This window comes from Acidimicrobiales bacterium, from assembly GCA_036270875.1.
Classification (GTDB): domain Bacteria; phylum Actinomycetota; class Acidimicrobiia; order Acidimicrobiales; family AC-9; genus AC-9.
This window is the reverse complement of record DATBBR010000153.1, coordinates 1-26219: the sequence shown is the minus strand read 5'-3', so window position 1 is coordinate 26219 and position 26219 is coordinate 1. Positions and strand designations below refer to the sequence as shown.

23 protein-coding genes and 1 tRNA gene are annotated in these 26219 nt (G+C 70.3%); 8 read left to right on the top strand and 16 right to left on the bottom strand.

Going from position 1 to position 26219, the window contains the following annotated elements:
• Window positions 1–202: 202 nt before the first annotated feature.
• The 5 genes from VH112_14775 to VH112_14755 all read right to left on the bottom strand — a co-directional run bounded on the left by VH112_14775 (window position 203) and on the right by VH112_14755 (window position 9460).
• Window positions 203–279, bottom strand: a tRNA-Met gene (locus tag VH112_14775).
• A 36-nt stretch (window positions 280–315) separates the two neighbouring features.
• Window positions 316–3342: a UPF0182 family protein gene (locus VH112_14770; GenBank protein ID HEX4541502.1), complete on the bottom strand. Its 3027-nt coding sequence runs from the start codon at window positions 3340–3342 to the stop codon at window positions 316–318.
• 9 nt (window positions 3343–3351) lie between these two features.
• Window positions 3352–5733, bottom strand: coding sequence for a DivIVA domain-containing protein (locus VH112_14765; GenBank protein HEX4541501.1), 2382 nt, complete (start codon window positions 5731–5733; stop codon window positions 3352–3354).
• A gap of 56 nt (window positions 5734–5789) precedes the next feature.
• The gene (locus VH112_14760) at window positions 5790–8426 is read right to left on the bottom strand and encodes an ATP-binding protein (protein ID HEX4541500.1); all 2637 of its coding nucleotides are present in this window, start codon (window positions 8424–8426) and stop codon (window positions 5790–5792) included.
• 5 nt (window positions 8427–8431) lie between these two features.
• Window positions 8432–9460, bottom strand: a complete 1029-nt coding sequence (locus VH112_14755) for a PDZ domain-containing protein (protein HEX4541499.1) — start codon at window positions 9458–9460, stop codon at window positions 8432–8434.
• An 898-nt stretch (window positions 9461–10358) separates the two neighbouring features.
• Here VH112_14755 and VH112_14750 point away from each other — a divergent pair.
• A complete protein-coding gene (locus VH112_14750) occupies window positions 10359–10553 on the top strand; it encodes a hypothetical protein (GenBank protein ID HEX4541498.1) in 195 nt (64 codons plus the stop codon).
• On the top strand, window positions 10546–11178 hold the full coding sequence (locus VH112_14745) for a HEAT repeat domain-containing protein (protein ID HEX4541497.1): 633 nt from the start codon (window positions 10546–10548) through the stop codon (window positions 11176–11178). Before VH112_14750 ends, VH112_14745 begins: the two co-directional genes overlap by 8 nt.
• Before the next feature lie 24 nt (window positions 11179–11202).
• Here the strand turns inward: VH112_14745 and VH112_14740 are convergent, their stop codons facing one another.
• Window positions 11203–12207, bottom strand: a complete 1005-nt coding sequence (locus VH112_14740; GenBank protein ID HEX4541496.1) for a rod shape-determining protein — start codon at window positions 12205–12207, stop codon at window positions 11203–11205.
• Between the two features lie 217 nt (window positions 12208–12424).
• Window positions 12425–12895 (bottom strand): molybdenum cofactor biosynthesis protein MoaE, encoded by a 471-nt coding sequence (locus tag VH112_14735; protein ID HEX4541495.1) that lies wholly within the window; start codon window positions 12893–12895, stop codon window positions 12425–12427.
• A 71-nt stretch (window positions 12896–12966) separates the two neighbouring features.
• Here VH112_14735 and VH112_14730 point away from each other — a divergent pair, with 71 nt between their 5' ends.
• Both VH112_14730 and VH112_14725 read left to right on the top strand, forming a co-directional pair.
• Window positions 12967–14229 (top strand): trypsin-like peptidase domain-containing protein, encoded by a 1263-nt coding sequence (locus VH112_14730; protein ID HEX4541494.1) that lies wholly within the window; start codon window positions 12967–12969, stop codon window positions 14227–14229.
• A gap of 74 nt (window positions 14230–14303) precedes the next feature.
• A complete protein-coding gene (locus VH112_14725) occupies window positions 14304–15656 on the top strand; it encodes a zinc-dependent metalloprotease (GenBank protein ID HEX4541493.1) in 1353 nt (450 codons plus the stop codon).
• 30 nt (window positions 15657–15686) lie between these two features.
• On the opposite strand, the gene VH112_14720 is transcribed toward VH112_14725, so the two are convergent.
• From VH112_14720 to VH112_14710, 3 genes are read right to left on the bottom strand one after another with little or no spacing between them, the layout of a single operon-like run.
• Complete coding sequence (locus VH112_14720) at window positions 15687–16184, bottom strand: metallophosphoesterase family protein (GenBank protein ID HEX4541492.1); 498 nt, start codon at window positions 16182–16184, stop codon at window positions 15687–15689.
• A complete protein-coding gene (locus tag VH112_14715; protein HEX4541491.1) occupies window positions 16181–16987 on the bottom strand; it encodes a 5'/3'-nucleotidase SurE in 807 nt (268 codons plus the stop codon). Before VH112_14715 ends, VH112_14720 begins: the two co-directional genes overlap by 4 nt.
• A 22-nt stretch (window positions 16988–17009) precedes the next feature.
• Complete coding sequence (locus VH112_14710) at window positions 17010–17303, bottom strand: hypothetical protein (GenBank protein ID HEX4541490.1); 294 nt, start codon at window positions 17301–17303, stop codon at window positions 17010–17012.
• Between the two features lie 159 nt (window positions 17304–17462).
• Here VH112_14710 and VH112_14705 point away from each other — a divergent pair, with 159 nt between their 5' ends.
• The gene (locus VH112_14705; protein HEX4541489.1) at window positions 17463–17708 is read left to right on the top strand and encodes a WhiB family transcriptional regulator; all 246 of its coding nucleotides are present in this window, start codon (window positions 17463–17465) and stop codon (window positions 17706–17708) included.
• On the opposite strand, the gene VH112_14700 is transcribed toward VH112_14705, so the two are convergent.
• From VH112_14700 to VH112_14690, 3 genes are read right to left on the bottom strand one after another with little or no spacing between them, the layout of a single operon-like run.
• Entirely contained in the window at window positions 17692–18669 is a 978-nt protein-coding gene (locus VH112_14700) for a hypothetical protein (protein ID HEX4541488.1), read from the bottom strand. The two genes, VH112_14705 and VH112_14700, sit on opposite strands and share 17 nt — an antisense overlap.
• 1 nt (window position 18670) lies before the next feature.
• A complete protein-coding gene (locus tag VH112_14695; protein ID HEX4541487.1) occupies window positions 18671–19138 on the bottom strand; it encodes a zf-HC2 domain-containing protein in 468 nt (155 codons plus the stop codon).
• A complete protein-coding gene (locus VH112_14690) occupies window positions 19135–19602 on the bottom strand; it encodes a sigma-70 family RNA polymerase sigma factor (protein ID HEX4541486.1) in 468 nt (155 codons plus the stop codon). Before VH112_14690 ends, VH112_14695 begins: the two co-directional genes overlap by 4 nt.
• Window positions 19603–19766: 164 nt before the next feature.
• Here VH112_14690 and VH112_14685 point away from each other — a divergent pair, with 164 nt between their 5' ends.
• A complete protein-coding gene (locus VH112_14685) occupies window positions 19767–20594 on the top strand; it encodes a hypothetical protein (protein HEX4541485.1) in 828 nt (275 codons plus the stop codon).
• A gap of 14 nt (window positions 20595–20608) precedes the next feature.
• Here VH112_14685 and VH112_14680 read toward each other — a convergent pair whose 3' ends face one another.
• The 3 genes from VH112_14680 to VH112_14670 all read right to left on the bottom strand — a co-directional run bounded on the left by VH112_14680 (window position 20609) and on the right by VH112_14670 (window position 24455).
• Window positions 20609–20902: a WhiB family transcriptional regulator gene (locus VH112_14680; GenBank protein HEX4541484.1), complete on the bottom strand. Its 294-nt coding sequence runs from the start codon at window positions 20900–20902 to the stop codon at window positions 20609–20611.
• Window positions 20903–21028: 126 nt separating this feature from the next.
• Window positions 21029–23047, bottom strand: coding sequence for a hypothetical protein (locus VH112_14675; GenBank protein HEX4541483.1), 2019 nt, complete (start codon window positions 23045–23047; stop codon window positions 21029–21031).
• Between the two features lie 4 nt (window positions 23048–23051).
• Complete coding sequence (locus VH112_14670; GenBank protein ID HEX4541482.1) at window positions 23052–24455, bottom strand: sigma 54-interacting transcriptional regulator; 1404 nt, start codon at window positions 24453–24455, stop codon at window positions 23052–23054.
• Between the two features lie 281 nt (window positions 24456–24736).
• On the opposite strand from VH112_14670, the gene VH112_14665 reads away from it, so the two are divergent.
• Together VH112_14665 and VH112_14660 are read left to right on the top strand one after the other, a co-directional pair.
• Entirely contained in the window at window positions 24737–25552 is an 816-nt protein-coding gene (locus VH112_14665; GenBank protein HEX4541481.1) for a hypothetical protein, read from the top strand.
• Window positions 25552–26219 (top strand): FAD-binding protein (locus VH112_14660; GenBank protein ID HEX4541480.1); only part of this gene is annotated, 668 nt, incomplete at its 3' end. The genes VH112_14665 and VH112_14660, both read left to right, overlap by 1 nt.

The following is a 26219-nucleotide window of genomic DNA, read 5'->3' as shown; positions in this document are numbered from 1 at the left end:
AGGACTCGAGTTTGCGCGCGTGCGCGATGGCAGGATCGTCGAGCACAACCTGTACTGGGACGCTCTGGACATGATGGGTCAACTCGGCTTGCTCCCCAGTTAGCCTTCGTTCCATCGGAGCGCGTTTCGGTGGCCCGCTTGGGACGACTCGACGCACGCGGAAGGGCCCTCCCGATGGGGAGGGCCCTGACCTGGTCTTTCTTGGTGGCGGGGGTAGGATTTGAACCTACGACCTTCGGGTTATGAGCCCGACGAGCTACCAGACTGCTCCACCCCGCGTCGTGAGACCGAAGTTTACCAGCGTCAGGGCGGCGGTCAGCCGGGGCCGGGAGGTCTCCCGAGGGCGGAGTTCGTCGAGCCCGTGGTCGGCGCCGGCGGGGCGGTCGTCGGCGGGGGGGCCGCCGGCGCCGTGGTCGACGGCGAGGTCGGCGCCGGGGTGGCGGAGGCCGACGCCGCCTGCGCCGCCTGGTTGAGCAGGTTGCCGGCTTGGTTGATGTCGGTCTGGTACTTGCCGAGGTCGCCGGCCTTCAGATCGTTCTGGGCCTGCGCATAGGCGGCCTGCGCCTGCGTCAGCAGCTGAGCGACGGTCGCCGAGACTGCGGGCCCGGGTGAGGGTGTCACGGTCGTCGGTCCAGTCGCCGCACCTGCTGCCGAGGTGGTCGGAAGTCCCGGCACCGGCGACCCGAAGAGATCGGTCAGGGCCTGGCTGAGGCTGTCCTCCATCGCCGCCTGGTTGCCGTAGACGACGATGATCTTCTTGAACTCGGGCAGCGGGTTGCGCGACGACTGCACATAGAGGGGCCGGATGTAGAGCAACGACTGGTCGATCGGGATCATGAGGACGTTGCCGAGCAGGACCTGTGACCCCTGTTGGTTCAGCAGGCTGATCTGCTGGGAGATCGACGTCACCGCGCTGATGCGCGCGTCGATCAGGGCTGGGCCGTCGACTTGCTGGCCCCTGGGTGTCACGTAGGCCTGGAGCTGTCCGTAGTGGTCGGGATCGGAGTTGGCGACCATGAACCCGGTCAGGTTCTGCTGCTGGTCGTTCTGCGACACGGGAACGAACGGCTCGAGCAGGTTGAAGCTCTGTTGCGATTGTCCCGGCAGCCGGGTGAGCTGATAGATGGGTGCCATGCGCTTGGCCCGGCTGGGCCCCACCTGGAAGCCCTGGGCGTTGGTCGTCGCCGTCGTCTGGAGGGCCGCCGACGGGGAACCCGACCCTGGGTCCTGTGACAGGTCCCACGCGTCCCCGGCGGCGTAGAACTGGTTGGCGTTGGTGATGTGGTAGCGGCCGAACATCGCTGACTGCACGGTGAAGATGTCCTCGGGATAGCGCAGGTGTGCTCGCAGCTCGGGGCTCATGTCCTTTGACGGCGTGAACAGGTGCGGGAAGGCCTTGGCGTAGGCGTTGACCAGCGGATCGTGAGCGTCCATCTGGTAGAAGGTCATCGAGCCGTTGTACGCGTCGATCAGCACCTTCACCGAGTTGCGCACATAGTTGAAGCTCGAGTTGAGGCCACTGGCGCCGTTCACCGCGGACACGTTCGCGTCCTGCGCGTACGGGTAACGGTCGGTGGTGGTGTAGGCATCCTGCACCCAGTAGATGCGCCCGTTGAGCAGCACTGGATAAGGGTCGGCGTCGTACTGGAGGAACGGCGCCGCCTTGTTGACGAGATCTCTGATGTCGCGGACGAACATCACCCGGGAGTGGCTGGTCACCTGACCGGAGATGAGCGGGTTGATGTCAGCGAAGCGGAGCGCGAACGCACCCCGACGGAGGATCGATCCCGCCTCCACTCCGCCGGTCCCGTGATAGGTGCTCTCCTGATTGGCGCCGTTCGGCTTCTGGAAGTCGATCTCCGGCTGCTTGGTGTCGGCGATCACGTAGCCGGGGTTGTTCAGGCCGAAATAGACCGAGGGCTGGGTGATCACCGGAGCACCGCTCGTCGACACCGGCGGCACGTCCTGGATGGCGAAGAGGGGATTGCCGTCGGCGTTGGCCAGGTTGGCCTGCGACAGCACAGCCCCGTAGCCGTGGGTGAACTGCAGGTGGGAGTTCACCCAGGAGGCGGAGGGAAGCTGGCTCTGGTTGAGCTGGCGGACGGCGGAGATCACCGGGGTGTTCTGGCCGTCGAGCGTGTACCGGTCGAGCGCGAGCTCGTTGAACAGGTAGTACGAGCGGATGTCCTGGAGCTTCTCGAACGTCGTGACGGCGAAGTTGGGGTCCCACAGGCGCACGCTGGCCAGCGTGGGCAGGTCGGCGGCCAGCTCGGGGGGTGTGAGGTTCTGGGAATAGGAGAAGGGGATCGGGTACTGGACGTTGTTGATACCCATCGCCTGCCGCGTGGCGTTGATGTTGCGGGCGATGTAGGGCCGCTCCAGGCTGTTCTGGGCCGGCTGGACCTTGAAGGTCTGGATGAACGCCGGGTAGATGGCCCCCACGACAAGCGAGATGAAGGCCCACAGGCCCACCCCGATGACCGGCAGCACCCAGCCCCGGCGCCTGATGTTGACGAGAAAGATGACGAAGGCCGCCAGCGAGATGAAGATGAGCAAGGTGAGGGCCGGCAGCTGGGCGTGGACATCGGTGTAGGTGGCGCCCTGGACGAACCCCCGGGTGGACGCGGTGAGCTCGTAGCGCTGCAGGAAGTAGCCGGCCGCCTTGACCAGGGCGATCAGCGCCAGCAGCACCGAGATGTGGACCTTCACCAACGGGTTGACCCGTTGCCCCGGCCCCTGGAAACGGATCCCGCCGTTCAGGTAGTGGGCGACGACGGTGATGACGAGGATCACCGCCAGGGCGAGGAACGTCCAGCCGACGAGGAAGGAGAGGAACGGCAGCTTGAAGACGTAGAACCCGACGTCCATGTGGAACTGCGGATCCTTCACCCCGAACGGAACGGAGTTACGAAAGAGGATCCAGTTGTGCCACTGTCCCGACGCACCGACTCCCACGAGCAGGGCAAGGATGACGGCGGCGATGGTGCGGACGAGCCGGGCGCGGGGCCGCACGGCGTTCCGATAGCGCCGCACCAGCTCGTCCTCGGGTCCCAGCGGGCTGAAGTTGAGGGCGATGCGGTCGGCGATGGCCAGGCTCGCCCACATGCCGGCGAAGAAGATGGCGACGAACACCACCCCCAGGCCGATCTTGGTTCCGAGGACGCCCTTCCAGACGGTGGTGAGGTGGACTGAGCTGAACCACAGGTAGTCGGTGTAGAAGACGGCGATGCCTCGGAGCGACGTCAGGAGCAGAAAGAGGACGATGATCCCGACGACGATCCAGATACGCCCACGCGTGAGGCCACGGCGACGCGGCCGCGGCACGTCCTGGGGGGAACGCACCCTGCGAGCCTACGCGGGTGGAGGGGCGAGGAGACAGCGGCAGCCGCTGTGGGCCGGCGGGTGGGCCTGGCCCGTTGGATACTGCTCCCCCCGGGGCAACGGCCCCGCCAGGGAGTTGTCGTCGCAGTCAGGGCATCGCTCGTCACCGTCGTCCACGATCCAGCGCAGGGCCGTGCCCTCTCTGGCAACCCCCAGCTCGCCTCGCGAAAAGGCGGCGACGACGTGGTCTCCAGCCACCCGCTCGATCCGGGGGCCCTTCCACTCCCGGTACGCCGCGCCCACTCCGTCGACGAGGCTGGCGTCGTCCGGGTCGGCGCCCTCACCCAGGGACCGCTCCAGGCGCCGGCGCAAGGGATCGGAGATCGCCTTCGCCAACTCGCCTACCAGAACCATCGACTCCTTCTCCCCGCCGGCGCTGCCGTTCGCCCTACCCTCGCCCTCCCTACCCTCCCGCAGGAACGAGGTGCCCGCCCGCTCTGCCCGCTCGAGTAGCTCGACGCCGGCCCGCCGGAAGTGCTCCTCGTGGTCGGCGACCGGAGGCAGGATCTCGAGGAGCTGACGCGTGCCGCGGCTGCGCAGACGGTCCAGCAGGTCGTTCTGGTCGTCCTGGAGGGCGCGCTTGAGCTTGCGTGACAGCGCCACGGTGATGGGACCGATGGCGTCGTCGCGTCGTCGCAGGAACGAGACCTCCACGGTCGACCCCCGCTCGTCCTCCGACTCCTCCTTGGGCTCTGTCGGCTCCTCGGCCTTCTCCACGGTCTCGGCCTGAGGCTCCGTATTCGGCTGTTGCTCGCCCTGCGGCTGTCGCTCCGGCTCGGGCTTCTCCTCGGGCTGGGGCTGTGGCTCGGGCGCGGGCTTCGCCTCGGCCTCCGGCTCCTCGGTCGCCTGACGCTCCGCGACCTGCTGACGACCCCTTCCTGCCGACGGCGAGCGGCCGGCCTTGACCTTGGCGAACAGGTCGTCGACAGCCGACGAGCCCGGGGCGCGGTGGCGCCCACTGGAACGTCCCCGAGGATGAGCCGCGGGTGTCGCACGCGGCTCGTCCGTCGCTCCTGTCGTCGCTCCTTCGCCGTCGGCTCCATCGGGCCCGCCGGGGCGTGGATCAGCGGGCGTCGCCGTGTCCGGCGCCGAGGCGAGTACCCGAATCCCCTCGTCCTCAGCGGGCACTGCGGGCACTGCGGGCGCGGTCGTCTCCTCGGGCATGGCCTGCCGTCCCCGCGTCTCATCAGGCGGGGCCTGGCGGGGCCGCCGGATGATACGAAAGCCCGAACGACGCCGGTCTTGGGCCTGCTCGTCGCCGTCGGGGCGGCCTCCCCGGGCGCGCGCGCCACCTGCGGCTGCCTCCTCAGCCGTCGACGTCGGCGCCTCATCGGTTGCCGGCGTCGGCGTCTGTTGGTCGGGCGCCGCCGCGCCCGGGTAGCGGTGCTGGCGCGATGGTCGCGTTGCCGCGGCTGTGCCCGGGACGTGTCCGCTCGCCGCCGGCTGGCCGCTGACGGCTGCGGTGGCCGTGGGCGGTGGCCCCGGTCGCTGCCGCTCGACGGATGTGCCTGCCCGTTCGCGCCCGCCCCGGCCAGGATCGCCGGCATCGGAGGGGCCGGGCCGGGGCGGCTCCCGCATCGGGGCGACGGCGCGCTCTGCTTCGGCAAGTCCGTCATCAGCAGGAGGTTGCGCGACGCCACCAGGATCGAAGTCGCGCTGGAGCGTCTCCAGGATGTGGTCGAACGACCGGCGTGCCTCCCGCAGCGCCTCGACCAGGTTCTGCCGCCCGCCCCGCAACTGCTCGACCTGGCCGTACAGTGCGCGCCGGCGGCGAACCAGATCGGCCAGCACCCGGGCCCGCACCTCCTGGGCCTCGCGAACCATCCCCCGGCAGTCCTCCTGGACGCCCGCCAGTGTGGCCTGCGCCTCCTCACGGGCGGCCTCGACGACCGAATCGGCCTCCGCTGCCGCGCCGCTGCGGATCCGAGCCGCCGTCACCTCGGCCTCGCTGGCCCGTTCGGCCGCCCCTCGCTCGCCCTCGGCCCGGATGCGCGCCGCCTCCTCGTGGGCCACGTGGATCACCTGGGTGGCCCCCTCCTCCGCTCGGGCTTTCATGTCCCCGGCGGCATCGTGGGCGCTGCGCAGGACCCGCGTGGTCTCCTGACCGAGGGCAGCAGTCAGCGTGGCTTCGTCCATCTCGGGATGGGCTGCCTGCTCCTCGGCCCGGGCGAGCCGCCGCCGCAGGTCGTCCTCACGGTCGTAGAGGGTCTGGAGCTGCTCGGCCACGCTGTCGAGGAACATCCGAACGTCGGTCGGATCGAAGCCCTTCCGCACGGTGGGAAAGCTGCGCCGAGCGACCTCGTCGGCGGACAGCGAGGCCGAGTTGATCGAGGTGCGATGACCTTCCTGCATTGGATGAGATTATGCCGACCGCTCCGGCGCTGCTGTTTCGTTCACCCTGCCCCCGTTCAGTCCGACGCTCCGACCCTTGTCTCCTGGCGAGCGGTGATCGGCAGGAGCAGCGAGAACTTGGAGCCCCGTCCCGGGTAGGACTCCCACGCCACGCTCCCGCCATGCCCCTCGACGACCCGCTGGACCAGCGACAGTCCCAGCCCCAGACCTCCGAAGCGGCGGGTGTCGGAGCTGTCACCCTGCACGAACTCCCCGAAGGCCACGGTGGCTTCCTGCTCGGACATCCCCTTCCCATGGTCGGTCACTGAGATCTCCAGCACGCGACCGCCGCGGACCGTCCTGGCCATGACGATGACCTCGCCGCCGTCGGGCGAGAACTTCACGGCGTTGTCGACCAGCTCGTCGATCGCCAGTCGTACCCAGCGGCGATCGGCCACCACCGGGTCCAGATCCCGCTCCACCCGCCGACTGATCAGCCACGGGTCCTGGAGCCTCGTCTCCCAGACCGAGAGGACGTCGTCGACCAGCACTCGGACGTCCACCCAGTCGGGGCGCAACCGCAGCCGACCGGCCCCCGCGGAGGCGAAGAACTCGAGCCGCTCCACCACTCTGAGCAGGCGTTTCGACTGCTCGAGGATCTCCCCGTGCCAGACGCGCGCCTGGTTCGGCGGGACGGTCTTTCGAGCCATGAGGTCGCTGAACCCCATGATGCCCGTGAGGGGGGTGCGCAGCTCGTGGCCGACCCGGGACAGGAACTCGGTCTTCATCCGCTCGACCTCGTGCTCCCGGCGCAGGTCCCGGAGCACGAAGACGGCGCCGGCGCCGCCTGGTCCCTGACCCCGGAGCGCCCCGGCGGACACCGCCACCGGCACCAGGCCCCGGTCTCCCAGCTGTAGCCAGCACTGCGTGCTCCATCGTTGGTCGGGCGGTCGCCGCAGGTAGGCGGTGAGATCGGCGCCGTCTTCTCCCACCAAGGTGATCACGTCCTCCACGGGGCGACCCCGAGCCACGCTGTCGCTGACGAGGACCAGCTCCTCGGCGGCCTGGTTGAAGTCGGTGATCATGCCGGCGGAGTCGACGGCGACGAGTGCTTCGCCCATGCCCGCGACGACGGCCTCGAGGCGACCGCGGAGGCGACTCTCGTCCTGGGCCGCGTCGCGCAGCGCCGTCGTCTTGTCGTCGATGGAGGCGGCCATCGAGTCGAACGCCGCTCCCAACCTCCCCACCTCGTCCTCCGAGCTGACCTTGGCCCGGACGTCGACGTCGCCACGGCGGATGGACTCGGCTGCCGTGGTGAGCCGCCGGAGGTCCGAGCCGACCCGGTCTCCCACCAGCGACGCCAGCAGGAGGGCGAGGAGCGTGCCACCCAGGGCGATGATGAACAACGTGCGGAAGAGGTCGTTCTGGGTCTGGTCGACGACCGTCGTGGGGGTGGAGGAAAGAAACGCCATGACCGGCCTGTTGTTGGTCGCGGCCACTGACTGGCCGGCGACGAAGCGGCCCTCGACGGTCGCCGACGTCACCGCACCGCTGCCGGAGAGCACCTGGGCGGCGACGCCCTGCACGGAGTCGAACGCCGGGTTCCAGCCTCCGGCGCTGCTGAGGACGCTGGTCGGCCCGACGAGGGCCAACGAAAGGGTGGGATCGTCCACCCGCAGTTGCTCCAGGTAGCCGCGGTCGAGGGCCCGGACGGCGATCGCCACGCCCATCACTCGCGCCGTCCCTGGTAGGCCGGGTCCGCGTGCGATCACGACGTAGGGATAGGCGCCCACGGCGATGGCCTGGCCTCCCACGATGGCCGCCGTGCCGGTCGAGAGCTGGGCGGCGACGGCCTGGGCAACGGCAGGAGAGCTCGAGAGCGCGTCGGCGGCGCCGGGACCGAGGGCGGCGCCTAGGTTCGCCGACGACGCCACCACCCCTGCCCCGGGCTGGACCCACGCCACCTCCACCCCGGCCGGCACGGCGGAGGCGGAGATCGTCGCCAGGGCATCGCGCACGCAGCTGGCCACGACCGTCTGGTCGGGTTGGACGCATTCGGAACGGCCGTTGACCGAGGCCCGTACGGAGGAACCCACCAGCACGGCCTCGCCCCGCAACTGCTCGGGGCTGTTCGACGTCTGGGTGGCGCCGGAGGAGGCGCGTCCGTCGAGACGACGGAGGGCGTCGTTGCGCACCGTCGAGGAGACGACCTGGGACAGGGCCAGCGAGAGGATGAAGACGAGAACGAGCAGGGTCGCGGCAGCGGTGGCGGCCACCCGGGCGGCGATGGCCCGGCGGCTGGCCGCGACCAGGGCGATGCCAAGGCTCAGGGCTCCGGCAGCGAGGAGGCCGTCGGCAACCTGGCCGGACGTGCCCCGAAGCACGGTGGCCGCGCCCGCCAGCCCGACGCCCAGCCACACGAGCGCCTGGGACACCTCGCCTGGCCGCCACCGAAGGGACCCGATGAGGATCAGGACGAGGCCCGCGCCGCGGAGCCCGCCGACGACCGGATTGGTAGCCGGCTGTACGAGGAGGGAACCCGATAGGAAGGCGCCCGCTGCCAGCGCCGCGAAGCCCAGCCCGAGCGAGGCTCGGGCCCACCGCGACCGGCTCAGCAGCTCGGCTCTCAGCAGCACGAGGGCCACGCCGGCAGCAGCCACCAGAAAGATGGCGAACTGAGTGGCGAACTCGAACTGCGCGGGTACGGAACCCATGGCTCCTATCCCGTTGCCCCTCTCGGCGGCGGAGGAAGGTCGCTGGTGTTGCCTCCGTGGGTGCTCAAGGCAGTCAGCGCCTGGTCCAACGACGCGACCGGCACCACCTTCAGGTGACTCCCGGCATGTTGCATGGCCACCTTGTACTCGGGTGGGGGCACCAAGAACAAGGTGGCGCCGGCGTTGCGCACGGCGGCGGTCTTCTGGGCGACACCTCCGACGTCACCGACGCTTCCGTTGGTGTCGATCGTGCCCGTGGCGGAGACCTTCTGTCCCCCGGTGAGGTCGTCGGGCGTGAGCGCCTGGATGATGCCCAAGGTGTAGGCCAAACCGGCGGAGGGCCCACCGATCCCCTCGGAGTTGATCGTGATCGGGAAGGGGAAGTTGAACTGGGCATGGGTGGAGAGCGCGACGCCCATGTACGCGACCTGCTGACCCTGCTGCTGGCGGCCACCAAGGGTGATGCTCACGTCCCGAGGGGGAGCGCCTCCTCCGGGCTCCACGGTCAGGTGCACGACGTCGCCAGGGTGCTGGGCGTGGGTGATCGCAACGGCTTGATCGGCGGACGGCGTCGGTCGGCCGTCGATGGCGGTGATGGTCTGGCCGATCTGCAGCTTGCCGGCCGCGGGCGCCCCGCTCTGCACCTCGACCACGACGGCACCGGCGTCGGTCTCCGGAACGGGGTAGTTGAGACGGCGGAGCGCAGCCACCTGGGCCGCCTCCTTGGAGTCGTTCATCTCCAAGGTGTTCTGCACCTGCAGCTGGCTCGGCGGAGTGGAGCCGAGCACCTCCGCGGCCGGGACCACCGACACGTCGGAGCTCAGCTTGTCGGGCAGGTAGTCGATGGCTCGGACCTGGCTGAGGGAGACGGTGGTGAGGAAGACCTGGCCGGGGACGGAGTGGCTCTTGTCGGGCGGGACCTTGATCAGGTTGCCGACGGCCAGGGCGGAGCCTGGGGCCAAGGCGTAGTAGTCGAGCTTGATCGTCGTACCGGCGACCGCGGCTGCGACCAGCAGGACCACGAGGGCGAGCACCCATCTCAGCCAGCGTCGGCGCCGCCGAGGTTCGGAGCCAGCAGGCGAGGGGCCTGGTTGTACCATCGGATCGATCGTGCTCAAGTCTGGTTTGGATCCCTCTGCTCTGGGACTCCGGCGGGAACCTGCTTCGGTGCCGTCGTCCGTATCAGCCTGCCACGGAACGCAGGCCCTGCCGCCGCAGCCGGTGAGCTGAGCTCCCATGGCTCCTGTTTTCGATCAGGACTCGGGTCCGGGCGGTGAGAACCGCCCCGCCGGAGGCGCCCCGCCGGCAATGGCGGGCCGCGACGACAGCGGGCTCCAGAGCGAGGCCTCTGACGAGCGTCCCAGGCACCCGGATGGAACCGAATGCGTCAGCCCGGGGCCCGGTCTCGACGAGGGCGCCGCCAAATCGGAGGGCGCCGGCAAATCGGACGCCGCCGCCGGCCTCGATGGAGCAGGGTCCGGTGCGGAGCCGGCGGCAACTGCGGACGGAATGGGGGAGGGTGGGACCAGCTCCCCCGACCGCGTCGCCCTGACCGCGCCGATCGAACAGGATGGCGTCGAGCCCGAGACCGAATCGGCCCCCCCCGACACGGCCGAGCCAGCGGAGTCGCAGGCGACGGCCGAGACGGCACCAGCGGAGGGGGCAGACCCCGAGGCTCGTGCGGCGACACAGCCGGAGGCCGAAGACGAGGTGAAGGCCGAGCCGTTCGCAATACCGCTGCCACCGGCCCCGACGCTGGCGGCTCCTCCGTCTGGGGAACTCGCGCCGACAGCCCCACCCGGGCCGGCGCCAGTGCGACCCCCGCCCGCGTCGCCGGCCGCGTCGCCGGCGGCGCCGCCCGCCGAGCCGGCAGCGGCGCCCTCGTCCGCCGGGCCTGCCCCTTCCCAGGTCGCTTCACGACCGCTCGCGCCAATGGGGCTGAGCGACCAGATGGCGAGCTGGTTCCGGGAGCTCGCCCGCTGGCCCTCGCCGGTCCGAGCTCACCCCGACCAGCGGATGTCGTCCCTGGTCATGCTGGTGGCAGTGGCGGTCACGGTCGGCATCGTCGGTGCCGGCGTGCTCGTGGCGCTGGTCTTCATCTTCATCGGGGCGTTCGGACATGGGTAGGGCGGCCGAGGGCGGCGACGCCGAGATCGCCGTCGCCGAGGCCCGGTCGCGGCGGCTGGTGACGCTCGCCGGTCACACCGGTGACGAGGAGGCGGCCCGGACCCTCCTCACCGACGCCGCGCCGGGAGTACGCTCCGCTTCACTCGGCGCTCTCGCACGCATGCGCCGGTTGGCGGCGAGCGACCTCGTGGACGCGCTCGCTGACCCGGCACCGGGTGTCCGCCGGCGGGCATCCGAGCTCAGCGTCGGACTTCCCGAGGTCGACATGCAGCCGATGCTCGCCGACCCCGATCCCTTCGTCGTCGAAGCCGCGGCGTGGGCGATCGGAGAGCGCAGCGACAGTGCCGCGACTGCCGCCGTGGCCCGAGTCGCAACCGAGCACGCCGACCCGCTGTGTCGGGAGGCCGCCGTCGCCGCGCTCGGTGCCATCGGCGACGACCGGGGGCTCCCAGCCATCCTGGCTGCCCAAGCGGACCGCCCTGCGGTCCGTCGCCGGGCCGTCATAGCCCTGGCTCCCTTCCAGGGCCCCGCCGTCGACGCTGCCCTGGAGCGCGCTCGAGAGGATCGTGACTGGCAGGTGCGCCAAGCGGCGGAGGATCTGCTCGAGGCGCCCACCGGGCGGTGAGCCGGGATCGGCTGCGCCGGTCGGTCAGCGCTCCGAGCTGATGAACATGGCCTTCAGCGAGTCGAAGGAATCGAGGCACCGCCCGGCCCCCACGACCACCGTCTCGAGCGGCGTGTCCACGAGGTGCACCGGCAGCGCCGTCTCGTCGCTGAGTCGACGGCTCATGCCCTGCAGCAGTCCACCGCCGCCGACGAGGTGGATGCCCTGGAGGATCAGATCCTGCGCCAGCTCCGGCGGCGCCTGACCGAGACACCGGAGCACCGACTCGGCGATGGCTCCGACGGGCTCCTCGATGGCCTGGCGGACCTCGCTCGGCGAGAGGATGACCGTCTTCGGCAGTCCGGACATGAGGTCCCTTCCCCGCACCTCGGCCTTGATCTCCTCCTCCATCGGGCACGCCGAGCCGATCGCCATCTTGATCTCCTCGGCGGTCCGTTCGCCGACGGCGATGCCGTACTCCCGGCGGATGTAGGTCTGGACGGCGGCGTCGATGTCGAAGCTGCCGACGCGGATGGCCTGAAGGGACACGATGCCCCCCAGGGCGATCACCGCGGTCTCCGTCGTGCCACCGCCGATGTCGACAACCATGTTGCCAACGGGCTCGTGGATCGGCAGGCCAGCACCGATGGCGGCAGCCATGGGCTGTTCGATGAGGTAGGTGCCGGCAGCGCCGGCTCGCTTGGCCGCCTCTTCCACCGCCCGGCGCTCGACGGCGGTGATAGCCGAGGGCACGCAGATCAGCACACGCGGCCGGTTGAACCGCGACGCCCCTGCTCGGTGGATCAACAGCCGCAGCATGCGCTGGGTGATGTCGAAATCGGTGATGGCACCCTGTCGCAAGGGACGAACGGCGACGATGTAGCCCGGCGTGCGCCCGATCATGTTCCACGCCTCGTGGCCCATGGCCAGCACGTCCTGGGTCCTCGAGTTGAGGGCGATGACCGTGGGCTCGTTCATCACGATGCCGCGCCCGCGGCTGATGACGAGGGTGTTCGCCGTCCCGAGATCGATGGCAAGGTCCCTAGCCAGGCCACGCCCTCCGATGCCGTCTTCCCTTCCGGGACCCTACATCCTCAGGGGCCAGGGCTCGCAGACCCCGGGAGAACTCCTCTACGCCGGACTCCACCGACGTTGGGCGCCTTCCACGGGCGGCCATGACGAGCGAGACGAGCAGCACCAGGACCACCGGCACCGCCACATACAACAAGTTGGTCACTTCACCGCTGCTCCCGCTCCCCCCACGATCTCAGGCCCGTTCCACCACACCGATGACATCACGTGCGTCGGAGCCCCACTCGACACCTCCCGACCAGCTCTCACGCTTCCAGATTGGGACCGTCGCCTTGAGCGTATCGATGCAGAACCTCGCAGCGGCGAACGCCTCGGCCCGATGCGGGGTGGACGCCACCACCAGCACCGACGCCTCGGTGACGGAAAGCGGGCCCACGCGGTGCAGCAGGACGACGCGGCCGAGGCGCTCCCAACGCTCCCGAGCCGCCCTGGCGATGGCGCTCAGTCGAGGCTCCACGTGCTCGGCGTAGGCCTCGTACTCGATGCCGGTCACCCCGGGACGGCCCTCGGCGTGATCGCGCACCGTTCCCACGAAATTGACCACCGCGCCGCACTCAGGTCGCACGGCCCACTCCAGCGCCGCCTCCAGGGGAAGATGGCCCTGAGTCAGGCCCACCCAATCGTCGCCACTCGTGGGCGGTTTCACACCATCATGGTACGGCCCTGGCGGTGGGAGGCGATGCCTCATCGAGGCATCTCATCGATATTCTCGACTTCATGACCGTCGAGAGCGGCGATTTCGACGAGGATCGCGACGGTCCCGAATCGCCGGAGGACCCGCCCAACCGCCCATGGCTCCCACCGGAGGACCGGCTCTGGCGCCACCCGTCCGAGCTGCGGAGCTCGGGCGCACCGGGCGCGGACGTTCCCAGCGGTCAGGCCCGGGGGCGGCGGCTGCCGGGAGGTCCTCTGTGGACGCGAGCCCTGTTGGGCGGCGTGGTGGGCGCACTCGTCGCCACGGGCGTCATCGCGGGAGTGAGCTCGCTCGGTCCGGCCACCACCGCCAGCCACATTGGCGCCGGCCAGACAGGTAACCCAGTGACCACTGCAGCCGCTCTCGTGCCCGCGCAGACCCACGCGTCCATCAACGCCGGTCCCAGCCTGATGGGAATGGTGGCGAAGGTGGCTCCGTCGCTCGTCGTCGTGGACGTGGCGACCGGGAACGGTCACGTGCGCGGATCAGGGCTGGTGTTTCGTAGCGACGGCATGATCCTCACCGTGGCCCGACTGCTCGCCGGGGCAGTGGGCATCAGCGTGATCACCTCCAACGGCCAGGAGGAGACGGCCTCGGTCGTCGGCGAGGACGCCGACGACGGCGTCGCGGTCCTCCGGGTAGGTCATCAGCTCCCCAGCGTGAGCCTGGCTCAGAGCGAGGCGCCGACCACCGGCCAGCTGGCCATCGCCGTCGGCGCCAGCGGCCCGGCGGGCTCGCCGCCGGCGGTCGCCGTCGGCACGATCCGGGGAGTGAACCGGCAGGTGCAGGTGAACGACGGCCCGCCCCTGCTCGACGCCATCGATACCGACGCCCCGGCGGGACCGACGCCGGGCGGCGCGCTGCTCGACCAGTCCGGGAACGTCGTCGGCATCACCACCGAGTCCAGAGACGACGGTGGGGGCGCGCACTGGTTGGCCACGCCGGCCGCGGTCGTCGACGACGCCGCTCACCAGCTGGCCACGACGGGCAAGGTCGTGCACGCGTGGCTCGGCATCTCCGCCGATGACCAGGTCCCCCCGACCACGGGCGGCAGCGCCCCGGCCGGGGTCCAGGTACTGACCGTGCAGAGCGACAGCCCGGCCGCGGCGGCGGGGCTGGTGCCGCAGGACATCATCGACGCCGTGGACGGTCAGCCAGTGCCGTCGATCCTCGACCTGCAGGGGGCGTTGCGGCTGCACCGACCGGGGGCTCCGGTCGTGCTGGACGTGGTGCGCAACGGCGGACACTGGCCGATGCACGCGACGCTCGGCTCCGCGGCCGCCTAGCCGGCCCGGCAGGCCGGTCCGACAAAGATGGCCACGGGCTTGGCGCAGCGCTCGACCCGCATAGCATTCGACTGGTGAGCACTCCCTCGCCCTTCGGCGGTGGCAACTTCTTCGAGAACATGCTGGGGGATCTGCTCAAGATGCTCGCCACGCAGGGTCCGGTGCACTGGGAGCTGGCTCGCCAGGTCGCCCAGGGTGTCGCCAGTGGTGGCCAGCCCGAGGCCAACGTGGAGCCGCTGGAGCGGATCCGCCTTGAAGAGCTGGTCAGGGTGGCCGACCTCCATGTGGCTGACGCGACAGGGCTCTCGACGACCGTGAGCGGCCGGGTCATCACCATCCAGCCCGTGACGCGGGCCGAGTGGGCCTGGCACACCCTCGAGGCGTGGCGCCCCCTGCTCGACTCGTTGGCACGGTCCCTGTCGGGCACGCCTGATGACACCGCCGGCCCGGGAGGCCGGCCTGATGACACAGGCGGCCCGGGAGGCCGGCCCGAGGACACCGCCGGCCCGGGAGGCCGGCCGGAGGGCACCGCCGGCCCGGGCGAGGAGATCGGCGGGCGGGGCCCGAGCGGGCCGGGTGGGCCCGAGGACCCCCACCCGATGCCCGGTTGGGATCCCGGTCCCGACCAGGACCCGACAGGGTTCCTGGGCCAGCTCGGACAGGTCATGGGCCCCACGCTCCTCGGCCTGCAGTTCGGCGCCATGGTCGGCCATCTGGCCGAGCGGGCCATGGGTCAGTACGACCTTCCCATCCCTCGCCCGCCCTCCGACCAGCTGATGATGGTGCCCGCGAGCATCGCCGCCTTCGCCGGCGACTGGAGCCTGCCGCTGGACGACGTGCGCCTCTGGGTGTGCCTCAGCGAGGTGACCCACCACGCCATCCTGGGTCGTGCCCACGTCCGGGCCCGGCTGCAGGAGCTCCTCGAAGGCTACGCCGGCGGCTTCCAGCATGATCCCAGCGCCCTCGAGGACCGCCTGTCGGACATCGACCCCACGAACCCCAACTCCCTACAGGAGGCCCTGGGTGACCCGACCGCGCTCCTGGGCGAGCTGCAGACGCCGGCGCAGCGCCAGCTGTTGAGCCAGCTGGAAGCGCTCACGGCAGCCATCGAGGGCTACGTCGACCACGTCATGGACTCAGTCGGACAACGGCTCATCAGCTCGTACGGGTCGCTCACCGAAGCGCTCCGCCGGCGCAGGGTCGAACGGGGCGAGGCGGATCGGTTCGTCGAGCGCCTGTTCGGCCTGGAGCTCGGCCAGGCCCAGTTCGACCGGGGTGCCGCCTTCGTGAAGGGCGTCGTCGAACGCGGCGGCGAGCAGGCCCTGGCTCAGCTCTGGACCTCAGCTCGCCACCTCCCAACTCCCGCGGAGGTGGACGCCCCGGGCCTGTGGCTCGAGCGCATCAGCATCCCCACCGACGACGACTGAACGCGCGACCTCGATCGTTCCTGTCGCGGCTCACAGGACGATGATGCGGTGCTCGGCGACCCGCCCGTCGGCCAGAGCCAGCCAACCCATGGTGTGCGACGGTTGTCGCCGACGCTCGGTGGGCGAGCCGGGGTTGAACAGACGCTGACGGCTGAGGCCGATCGTGTCGACGGGTTCGTGGCTGTGGCCGAACACCACCACGTCAGCGGCGGGAAACTGCCGCCGCAACCTGGCCTCTCGGCCCCGGCGGGGGCCGCTGTCGTGCACCATGGCGACCGACACACCAGCCAGGTCCATCAGCTGGGTGCCGGGCAGCACCCCGGCCAGGTCGCCGTCGTTGTTCCCCAGCACCGCGTGGGTCGGGGCCAGGTGTCCGAGCTCGGTGAGCAGGTCGTGATCGACCACGTCGCCGCCATGGAGGATGACGTCCGCCCGCTCGAGCACGGCGTAGGCGGTGGCCGGCAGGCGGCGTCGCCCGCCGCGGCGGATGTGAGTGTCGGCCAGCACGGCGACGCCCAGCGCGCTCACGACCCCGAGGCGGCCAGCCCTCCCGGCCACTCCTGGCCTGGCCGCGTGAGCTCCTTCTCGAGGAAGGCGGCGACGTCGGTCTCGCCTGCCGCCCGGATCCCCACGATCGGCGTCACGGCGACGATGCCTCGGCCCACGATCGCGGTGTCGCTGTCCGGATCCAGCTCGACGTCGGTGTCCCGCAGCTCGATCTGGAGCTTCCCCCGTCCGGCATCGGTGATGGCGCTGCGAACGGTCCCGAAGGACGCCAAGGGAGCCACGCGCACGCCCGCGAGATCCGACATGGCCATGTTGGGCACGTTGAGGTTGACAACCGTGGCCTTCGGGGCGTCGATCAGCCACCTCGTCGCCAGCACCGCCATCCGGGCGGCGGTAGCCCAGTGGATCTCCTCGCCGACACCCGTGCTCACGGCCAGGCCGGAGATGCCGAAGTTGGCCGCCGTGAGCGCGGCGCCGACGGTCCCCGAGTGCAACGTCGACCGGCCTGTGTTGTGTCCGGGATTGATGCCCGAGACCACGAGCTCGGGCGGAGTCCCAAACCCGCCCAGGCGGGCCAGCAGGACGATCAGCGCCGGCGGTCCGTCGACCCCCAGGGCCTCCAGCCCCTGTGCACCGGGCAGGGAGACGGACTCATAGGAGATCCCTTCGTTCTGGGCGACGGGGCCGATCGCCGAGCTGCTGCCGCTGCGGTCATCGAGCGGCGCCGCTACCAGGAGGTCGTGTCCGTCCTCGGCCATGGCAGCGGCGAGCGCCGCCAGGCCGCGGCTGCCGACCCCGTCGTCGTTGGTGACCAGTACGCGCATGTCGAGGGGGATCTGAGGCCAGCTACGCCTGTTCGTCCATCTCGTCGACCTCGGGGATGCCGAGATCCCAGTCGAGGAGGAGGTTCTCCCGCTCGGCGTCCCGAACCACCCGCTCCCGGTTGCGGCGGAATTGGGGGTCGTGGGGAGGAAGCAGCACCAACCGGGCCAGCGTCCGCTGCCGGAACTCCTCGATCAGGGCGCGATCGCCGAAATCGGACTGCACCTCCCAGTGGGGGGCGACCGGACCCAGGTAGACCACCCGAACGTGCCCCCGGGGAGGCTGCGGTGCCTCCAGATCCTCGGGCAGCTGCGACATGATCTCCTCCTCGGCGTCGTCACCGCCGGCCTGCCTCTCCGGCCGGCCAGGCGGTTGGCTCCAGGTTAGTGGGGCGCCATCCCGGGGCTCGTCGGCGACGTACTCCACCCCGAGGAACCAATCGGCCCTTCCCAGCGTTGAGGAAGAGACGGAGGTGACATGGACACCGAATGGATGACAGCGGGCAAGTGCCAGGACATGGCCCCCTCGGTCTTCTTCCCCAACGATGGTGTGGGGGTCGAGGTCGCACGCCGCATTTGCGCTGACTGCCCGGTCAAGGCTCCGTGCCTGGAGTACGCCCTGCTCAACCGGATCGACCACGGCGTCTGGGGCGGGGCCTCGGAGCGTGAGCGCCGGCGGATCGCCCGGCGGCGGAGGCTCGAGACGGTCACTGACTCCCGCTGAGGGTGTCGACGACCTCGCGGGATAGCGACCTGAGGTGTCCCAACAGGCTCAGCTGGTGAGGCTGGGGAATCGAACGGGCGGCGGCCTGCACATCGGTGGAGGGTCCGTCGCCGATCGCCGTCAACACGGTCGGTCCGTCCTGCCAGGTGACTACCTCGCCTCCCGCCCACTGGTAGCTGCGCCTCGATCCCGAGAGATGGCCCGGCTGCTCGAAGACCGACAGCCCGTGGACGCCGTCGCTGTAGACGACCCGCAGGCCACCGGCAACTGACTCGGTCTGCACCCGCCTGTAGCCGTCGGCCAGCCGTGTCGGCGCCGAGTACTCCTCCGACAGCCGGGCGGGGGCGGCCTTGGCGGTGGACCGGGCCGTTGAGCGGACGGGAGCGCCCGGCGCGTGGGTCAGGCGCAGGGTCAGATCGTCGAACTTCATCGACCGCACCACCGAGCCGTTGCTGTCGAGCTCAGCCCGGGCGAGGACCAGCCCCGTGGCCTGGTCCACGGCGAGGGTCTCCCTGGATCCGGCGGCCGACGAGATCTGCATCACCGTGGTCGGCCGGCCAGCGACCACCGGCCCATTGGCCTCGGTGGCGTGGTACTTGCCCGAGAGCGAAGGCAGCGGCCCCACCTCGGCGGGCCACTCCACACCCTGCGGTCCACCCGGTCCGCCGATGCGAACGACGCCGCCGGCGCCCTGCACCGGGAGCCGAGTGGTGTGGACGCCCGACCGGTCGACCCAGCTGAACTGCACGAGACCATCGAAGTCGAGTCCCTCGAGGCGCCCGTCGGGGCTCACGGCGTCGCTGCCTGCCGGCCCCGCGGAACCGACAGAGCCGACCGAACCGACAGAGCCGGCGGACGCGCCGGCGTCCACCACCCCGGCGGCGACCACGGCGGCGGTGGGAATCGCCACGATGGCGCCGGTCAGGACGAGGACGACCCTGCCGACGCGCCGACGGGTCATGTCAGCGACCGGTGCCCGACGGGACCCCGACGGGCGCCATCTCGGAGATGGGGTCGGGGCTCGGGGTCGACGTGGCGTGGATGCGCTCGAACTGGTTGACGGGCGGAGTGACGCTCTGGCGAGGCGGGCTCAAGGCGAAGACGAGCGCGGCCGCGACACCGGCGATCACCGACGCGGCGGCGACGAGCAGCGTCAGCCGCCGGTGGCGACGCAACAAGCTGGGGACGAAGCTCTCGGGCGGCCTGGGCGCCTCCAGGCCGCGCAGCAGCTGGCGCGTCCGCTCGATCTCAGCGAGCTCCCCCGCGCAGGCCTCGCACTCCGCCAAATGGCGGCGGGCGGCGGCCGTCTCGTCTGCCGAAAGCTCCCCGTCAAGCAACGAGCTGAGCCGATCGCCGAGATGGCCGTCCATGGGCTCGCCGGCGGGGCGCTCCCAGACCGAGCGGTCGCCGGGGGGGGTCACCCCGCTCACGAGAGCGCCTCCCGCAGCAGGGCCCGGCCCCGATGGATCCGGCTGCGCACGGTGCCGAGCGGGATCCCGAGGGCCTCGCTGATCTGCTCGTAGGACAGTCCCACGACGTCGCAGAGGACCACCGCGACACGGAACTCCTCGGGCACCCGCAAGAGGGCCTGCTCGACATCGGCGGGCAGCGCCTCGGCCATCATCGCCTCGTCTGCCCCCGGTGATGTGCCGAATGCGCCGTCAGGCTCGTCGCCGAGCGATTCCACCGGGCGCCGACGGCGCCGGCGCACATCGTCGAGAAAGGCGTTGGTGACGATGCGGCTCAACCATCCCTCCATCGAGCCCGGTCGATACGTGCGCAACCCTCTCCGGACCCGCAACAGGGTCTCCTGGACAAGGTCCTGGGCATCATCGGGGTCTCCGGTCAGGCGATAGGCGATCGTGTACAGAAACCGGCCGTAGGTGCGCGCCACCCCTTCCCAATCAGGGACCGGCTCGGTCTCTCCCACAGGAACGCCGGGAGAGGACCCACTGGTTCCCGGGGGCGAGCTGGGGTCTGAACACGGGGAACCTCGGTCACCGCCGCCACCTGCTCTGATGTCCTCACGCTAGTGTCCCTCGACGGGCTGGTGCTGGAGTGGGTCCGCTGTTGGAGTGCGTGATCAACCTGAGCGAGGGGCGTCGAGGCGACGTCATCGCTGGCATCGCCGCCACCGCGGGTCCGAGCCTGCTCGACGTGCACAGCGACCGACACCATCACCGGTCGGTGCTCACGCTCGGCGGACCCGATGTCGTGGAGGCGGCGCGCGCCGTCAGTGCCCGCGCCGTCGACGAGCTCGACATCACCGACCACCAGGGCGCTCATCCCAGACTGGGAGTCGTCGACGTCGTGCCCTTCGTCCCGCTCAGCTCGCTCACGAGCGAGCATTCGACCGACCTGGCCGACGCCATCGCCGCCAGGGACCGCTTCGCGGTGTGGGCGGGGCGCGACCTGGCGCTCCCCTGCCTGCTGTTCGGCCCGGAGCGCTCGTTGCCCGAGGTGCGCCGGGGGGCATTCCGCGCCCTTCGGCCGGACACGGGTCCGGCGACGCCACACCCGACGGCCGGAGCCACCGCCGTCGGCGCCCGTGGCCCGCTCGTCGCCTACAACCTGTGGTTGGTAGAGCCCGACGTGTCCCTCGCTCGAGAGCTCGCCGCCGAGCTTCGCACGCCGGCCGTCCGCGCCCTCGGTCTCGAGGTCGGTGCTCGCGCCCAGGTCTCCTGCAACCTCATCGACCCGCTCCGTGTCGGGCCAGCCGCCGTGTTCGACGCCGTGGCCCGCCGGGCCGAGATCGACCGGGCCGAGCTGGTCGGCCTGGTGCCCGCTGCCGTTCTCGCCGCGACTCCGGCTCGCCGCTGGAGCGAGCTGGACCTGGATACGTCGCGGACAGTCGAAGCCCGCCTCGAATCAGCGCGGATCCGCTGATCGGGGGCCCAGGGTCAGGCTGAAGACTTCGACAGCGCCGCCGCCTGCCGCAGGCTCAGGGCCCGCGCCCGTCGCACCCGGCGCCGCTCCCGCTCGCTCATGCCCCCCCAAATCCCGAACTTCTCGCCGTTGGCCAACGCGTACTCGAGGCAGTCCTCGCGCACAACGCAACCTCGGCAGACCTCCTTGGCCTCTCGGGTCGAGCCGCCCCGTTCCGGAAAGAACAGGTCGGGATCGACACCCATGCAGTTGGCTTGTGCCTGCCACCCACTTTTTCCCTCGTCGAGCAGCTGCAACAAACTCTCCATCGGCACACCTCCCCTCGTCGGCGTGTCGCACCGATGTAATTACATTCGTGTCATCATGCTCCTTCGGGCGCGCCTGTGCAAGGGGGTCCTTGGCGGAGAGAGGGCGGCGAGCGAGCTTCGGGAAGCTCAGGCCGTGCGTCCGGCCCGGCCTCGCATGGCCCGCTTCTGCTCGATGAAGTCGACCAGGACGTAGTCGCCGAGGGTCTCGGGGGTGGTGAAGAAGGCCCGCCCCTGGTTGAGCCGAGTGAGCTTCTCGACGAAGGTCTTGAGGTATCCGGTGGCATCGAGCATGAACGTGTTGATCCTGATGCCATCCCGAGTACACCGAGCGACCTCGGTGAGCGTGGCGTCGACCGTCTCGCGCACCGGGGGGTAACTGAAGAAGACCTCGCCGTCAGCCATCAGATGGGCCGTCGGCTCACCGTCGGTGATCATGATGATCTGCTTGGTCCCCGTCTGGCGACCGAGCATGCGCCGGCTCAACAGCAGGGCATGCTGCATGTTCGTGCCGTAGACGAAGTCCCAGGAGACCTCCGGAAGCTGTTGAGGCTTGAGCTCCCGGGCCACCTCGCTGAAGCCGACCAGTCCCAGGTAGTCCCGGGGGAACTGGGTGGAGATGAGCGAGTGCAGGGCCATCGCCACCTTCTTGGCGGCGAGGAAGTTGTCCCGCATCGGCATCGACAGCGACAGGTCGACCATGAGGACCGTTGACGACCGGGTCAGGTTCTCGGTGCGCTCGACCTCGAAGTCGTCCGGCGTGAGGCTGACTGGCGTCCCGCCCCCATCGCGCTGGATGGCGTTGCGCACCGTGCGCTCGATGTTCAGGTTGAACGGATCGCCGAACTCGTAGGCCTTGGTCTCGTAGGCCAGCTCCTGACCGACGCCCGACCGGTCCATCTGGTGGCGGCCCAGACGGTCCTTGGCCAGCTTGGAGAACAGGTCGGACAGGGCGTTCTGCCCGATCTTGCGCATACCCCTGGGCGTCAGCTCGTAGCGGCCCTCACGCTGCTCGATGAGCCCCGCCTCCTCGAGCATCTTGGCCAGCTGGCTCAGGCGGTCGAGCGAACGGGCGGCGTCCTCGCCCAGCAGGTCCCGCGCCCGGTCCACGTCCGCATCGGCCAGCGCTCCCGGGCTCGACGCCGACCGGAGGAGGTTCTCGAGCTGGTCGATGTCGCCGAGCCGGTCCATCAGCTGGGCGGCCTCGGCGAACCCCAGCGGATCGGAGCCGCTGAACGAGTAGCTCCGTCCCCACCCGGCGTCCGGAAACGCGCCCTGGAGGTTGTGGGCCAGGCGATCGACCTGCCAACGCAGGTCGAGATCCTCGAGCAGCTGCTCCGCCAGGCCCTGGAGCTGCGCCCGCTGCTCGGGGGTCATCGAGTTGAGCATGGCCTGCATGGCGGCCATCTGCTCGGCCATCTGCTCCAGCAGCTCGTCCAGGTTCTGAGGATTGCCGGGGAAGAAATCGCCGAAGCGCTGCATGAACTGCTCGAAGCTGGGGTCGGTGGGCTCGCCGCGCTCCCGCTGCTCCAGCATGCGGTTCAGGGCATCGAACATGTCCTTCATCCGCTGCATCTGCTCGGGGGTGGTGCTCTGCATGGCCCCCGACATCTGGTTGAAGTAGCTCTGCATGAGCTGCTGGCGCAGCTTGTCCATGAGCTGGTCGAAGCGCTCCCTGGCCTCCGAGGAGGTGAACTCGTACTCCTGGAGGGACCGAACCTGCCCGGCCAGGTCGGGAGGCATGAGGTCGAGCTGGAGCCGGCGCTCGTCGGCCACCTGGTCGGTGATCTCCTGGCGCCGCTCGTCACCCGAAGCCCGCGCCTCCTCCCGCAGCTCCTCGATGCCCGCGCGCTCGGTGTCCATCACATCGCGCAGCTCCTGGGCGATGTCGTCGTAGACGCCGCCGAGGTCGTAGCGCTCCAGCTCGTCACGGCGTCGCCGCCTAAGACGCTCGAGCAGCTCGCGGACCCCCGCCACCCGCTCCTGGTTGCGATCGCGGAACCCCGACTGCAGCATGCGGCGCAGGGCGGCGTTGAGATCGCCGTGGTACAGGAGGTCGTCGGTGATCTCCGAGAGGACGTCTTCGGCACCCAGGTCGAATCCGACCTGGGTGCCGTCCCAGCGGCCGTAACGGTAGGCCCAGGGCACCCGGTCAGCCCCGTCCCCGATAGGTGGCGCGCCCGCCCACGGCATCCTTGTTGAGCCGTTTGGACAGATGGAGGCCCTCGAGCACGAACTCCATGGCGCTGGCCACGGCGGCAGGCGTCTCGCTCCCCGCCAGCGCCATGACGGGGGCCTTCAGCCCCGGCATGTGGGCGAGCGTGTCGACGTAGGCGGCCGAGCTCACGTCGTCGCCTGTGTGGACCACGGTGCCGTCCTCGAAGGCCTGCACGACGTCCCGGTACTGCTCCGTGGGGCAGCGCTGCTTGAACGTGCTCAGGACCGCCGCCTTGACCAGCCGCTCCACGACCTGGTCGTCTCGCCCCTCCTCCAGGGTCTCGATCTCGACCTTTCCGCCCGTGGAGGAGGCGAGCGCCTCGAGATCGCTGACCCGGGGGACCACGTCCGGCTCGCCGGAGCGGAGCGACCGCCGGGCGGCGTTGGCAACCAGGGTCTCGTAGTTGGTGATGCTCAACCGGACCGACACCCCCGAGCGCTGGTTGACGCTGCTGCTCCCGCGCGCCAACTGGCTGAGCCCGGCCACGATGTCGGCCATGAAGTCGGGGACCTGGATCCGCAGCCCGTCGCTCGCCAGCGGGCGGGCCTCCTGGTGCACGACCTCCAGCTCGGTGGGGAGGTCCAGCGGGTAGTGGGTGCGGATCTGGGCGCCGAAACGGTCCTTCAGCGGGGTGATGATCCGGCCCCGGTTGGTGTAGTCCTCCGGGTTCGCCGAGGCGACGAGCATCACGTCCAGCGGGAGCCGGATCTTGTAGCCCCTGATCTGCACGTCCCGCTCTTCCAGGACGTTGAGGAGGCCCACCTGGATTCGCTCGGCCAGATCGGGGAGCTCGTTGATGGCGAAGATGCCCCGGTTGGTCCGGGGAACCAGCCCGTAGTGCAGGGTGAGCTCGTCGGAGAGGTACCGGCCCTCGGCGACCCGGATCGGGTCCACCTCGCCGATGAGATCGGCGATCGAGGTGTCAGGTGTCGCCAGCTTCTCGCCGAAACGGACGTGGCGGTGGACCCAGTCGATCGGGGTGTCGTCGCCCCGCTCGGCGACCAGGTCGCGGGCATGCCTCGACACGGGGTGGTAGGGGTCGTCGTTGATCTCGGAGCCTGCGACGACCGGCAGCCACTCGTCGAGGAGCTCGACGAGGGATCGGATCATCCTCGTCTTGGCCTGGCCCCGCTCGCCCAGGAAGATCACGTCGTGGCCGGCCAGCATGGCGTTCTCGAGCTGGGGCAGCACCGTGTCGTCGAAGCCGACCACGCCCTCGACGAGCGGTCGGCCGGCGGCGATGCGGGCAATGGCGTTGCGCCTGACCTCCTGCTTCACGGGCACGGACACCCAACCGGACTCGCGCAGCTGGCCGAGGGTTGCGGGGCGGGAGCTCATGGCGGCAAGCCTAGGCCCGCCCGGGAGGCGGGCCCACCGCGGACGGGCCGCGGGGTTCACGCGCCCGAGCCGGCCCGGGGCCCGATTCGGACGCGCGTCCACACGCGCCCGGCTCTGTCAGGCCAGGGCCGCGCCGGGCGCCGATTTTTTTCTGGGGGCGTCACGGTGCGAAGATCGGGCTGAAACTCGACGGTCACAGCCCCGCCCAGCGAGGCGGCGCGACAACCGGGCCCGTCGTCCGTCAGTGGACACGGCGCCGGTCAGAGCCCACAGGAGACTGCGTGAGCACGGTGCAGGAGGCGACCGCCACCCCGGTCGCCATCGACGGCGTCCGCGGCGGGCCGCCGGTCAAGACCCTCAGGCGAGACCGGTGGTGGGTCGGCCCCGTTCTCACCGTGCTAGGGCTCAGCGGATTCGCGGCGATCAGCACCTGGGCGGCGCTGAGGGGCAACAACTACTACGTCGGTCCCCGCATGGGCCGCGACTACCTGTCGCCCTTCTACTCCCCCTGCATCGCCCAGATCTGCCAGTACAAGAACGACGCCATCGTCGGCCCCTGGTGGACATGGTCGCCGGCGATCCTCGTCCTGGTCTTCCCGTTGGGCTTCCGCCTCACCTGCTACTACTACCGCCGCGCCTACTACCGCTCCTTCTGGTGGGCGCCCCCGGCGTGCGCGGTGGCCGACGCGCGGCCCCGCTACACGGGCGAGACGCGCTTCCCGCTCATCCTGCAGAACATCCACCGCTACTTCTTCTACTTCGCCCTTATCTTTGCGGGCGTCCTCACCTGGGACGCCATCGCCGCCTTCCGCTTCCCCGGTGGCATCGGGGTGGCCCTCGGCACGCTCATACTCGTCGTCAACGCCGTGCTGATCTGGGGGTACACGCTCGGGTGCCACTCGTGCCGGCACCTCTGCGGGGGGAACCTCAACTCCTTCAGCAAGGCACCCATCCGCCACTGGCTGTGGCGCCATCTCAGCGTTCTCAACGGGCGCCACATGTTCTGGGCGTGGGCAAGCCTGATCTGGGTCGCGCTCGCCGACCTCTACATCTGGCTGGTGGCCATCGGCGCCTTCCACGACCCGAGATTCATCTGATGGCCGAGTTCGAGACCCACGAGCTCGACGTGCTGGTCATCGGGGCCGGGGGCGCCGGCCTGCGGGCGGCCATTGCCGCGTCGGCGGAGGGGGCCCGGACCGGCCTGGTGTGCAAATCGCTGCTCGGCAAGGCCCACACCGTCATGGCCGAGGGCGGCATCGCCGCGTCGCTGGGCAACGTGTACCCCGAGGACAACTGGATGGTGCACTTCCGGGACACGATGCGCGGAGGCAAGTTCCTCAACAACTGGCGCATGGCCCAGATCCACGCCCAGGAAGCGCCCGAGCGGGTGCTCGAGCTGGAGGAATGGGGTGCCCTGTTCGACCGCACCCCCGACGGCCGCATCCTGCAGCGTGACTTCGGAGGGCACCGCTTCGCCCGACTGGCCCACGTGGGGGACCGCACGGGCCTGGAGATGATCCGCACCCTTCAGCACCACTCGGTCCACCGGGGCATCGACGTGTTCATGGAGTGCACGATCATCCGCCTCCTCACCAGCGACGGCCACGTCACCGGCGCCCTCGGGTACTGGCGTGAGTCGGGACGCTTCGTCGTCTTCCGGTCCAAGGCGGCGATCGTCGCCACCGGTGGGGTGGGCAAGGCCTACAAGGTGACGACCAACTCCTGGGAGTCCACCGGCGACGGCCACGCCCTGGCCCTGTGGGC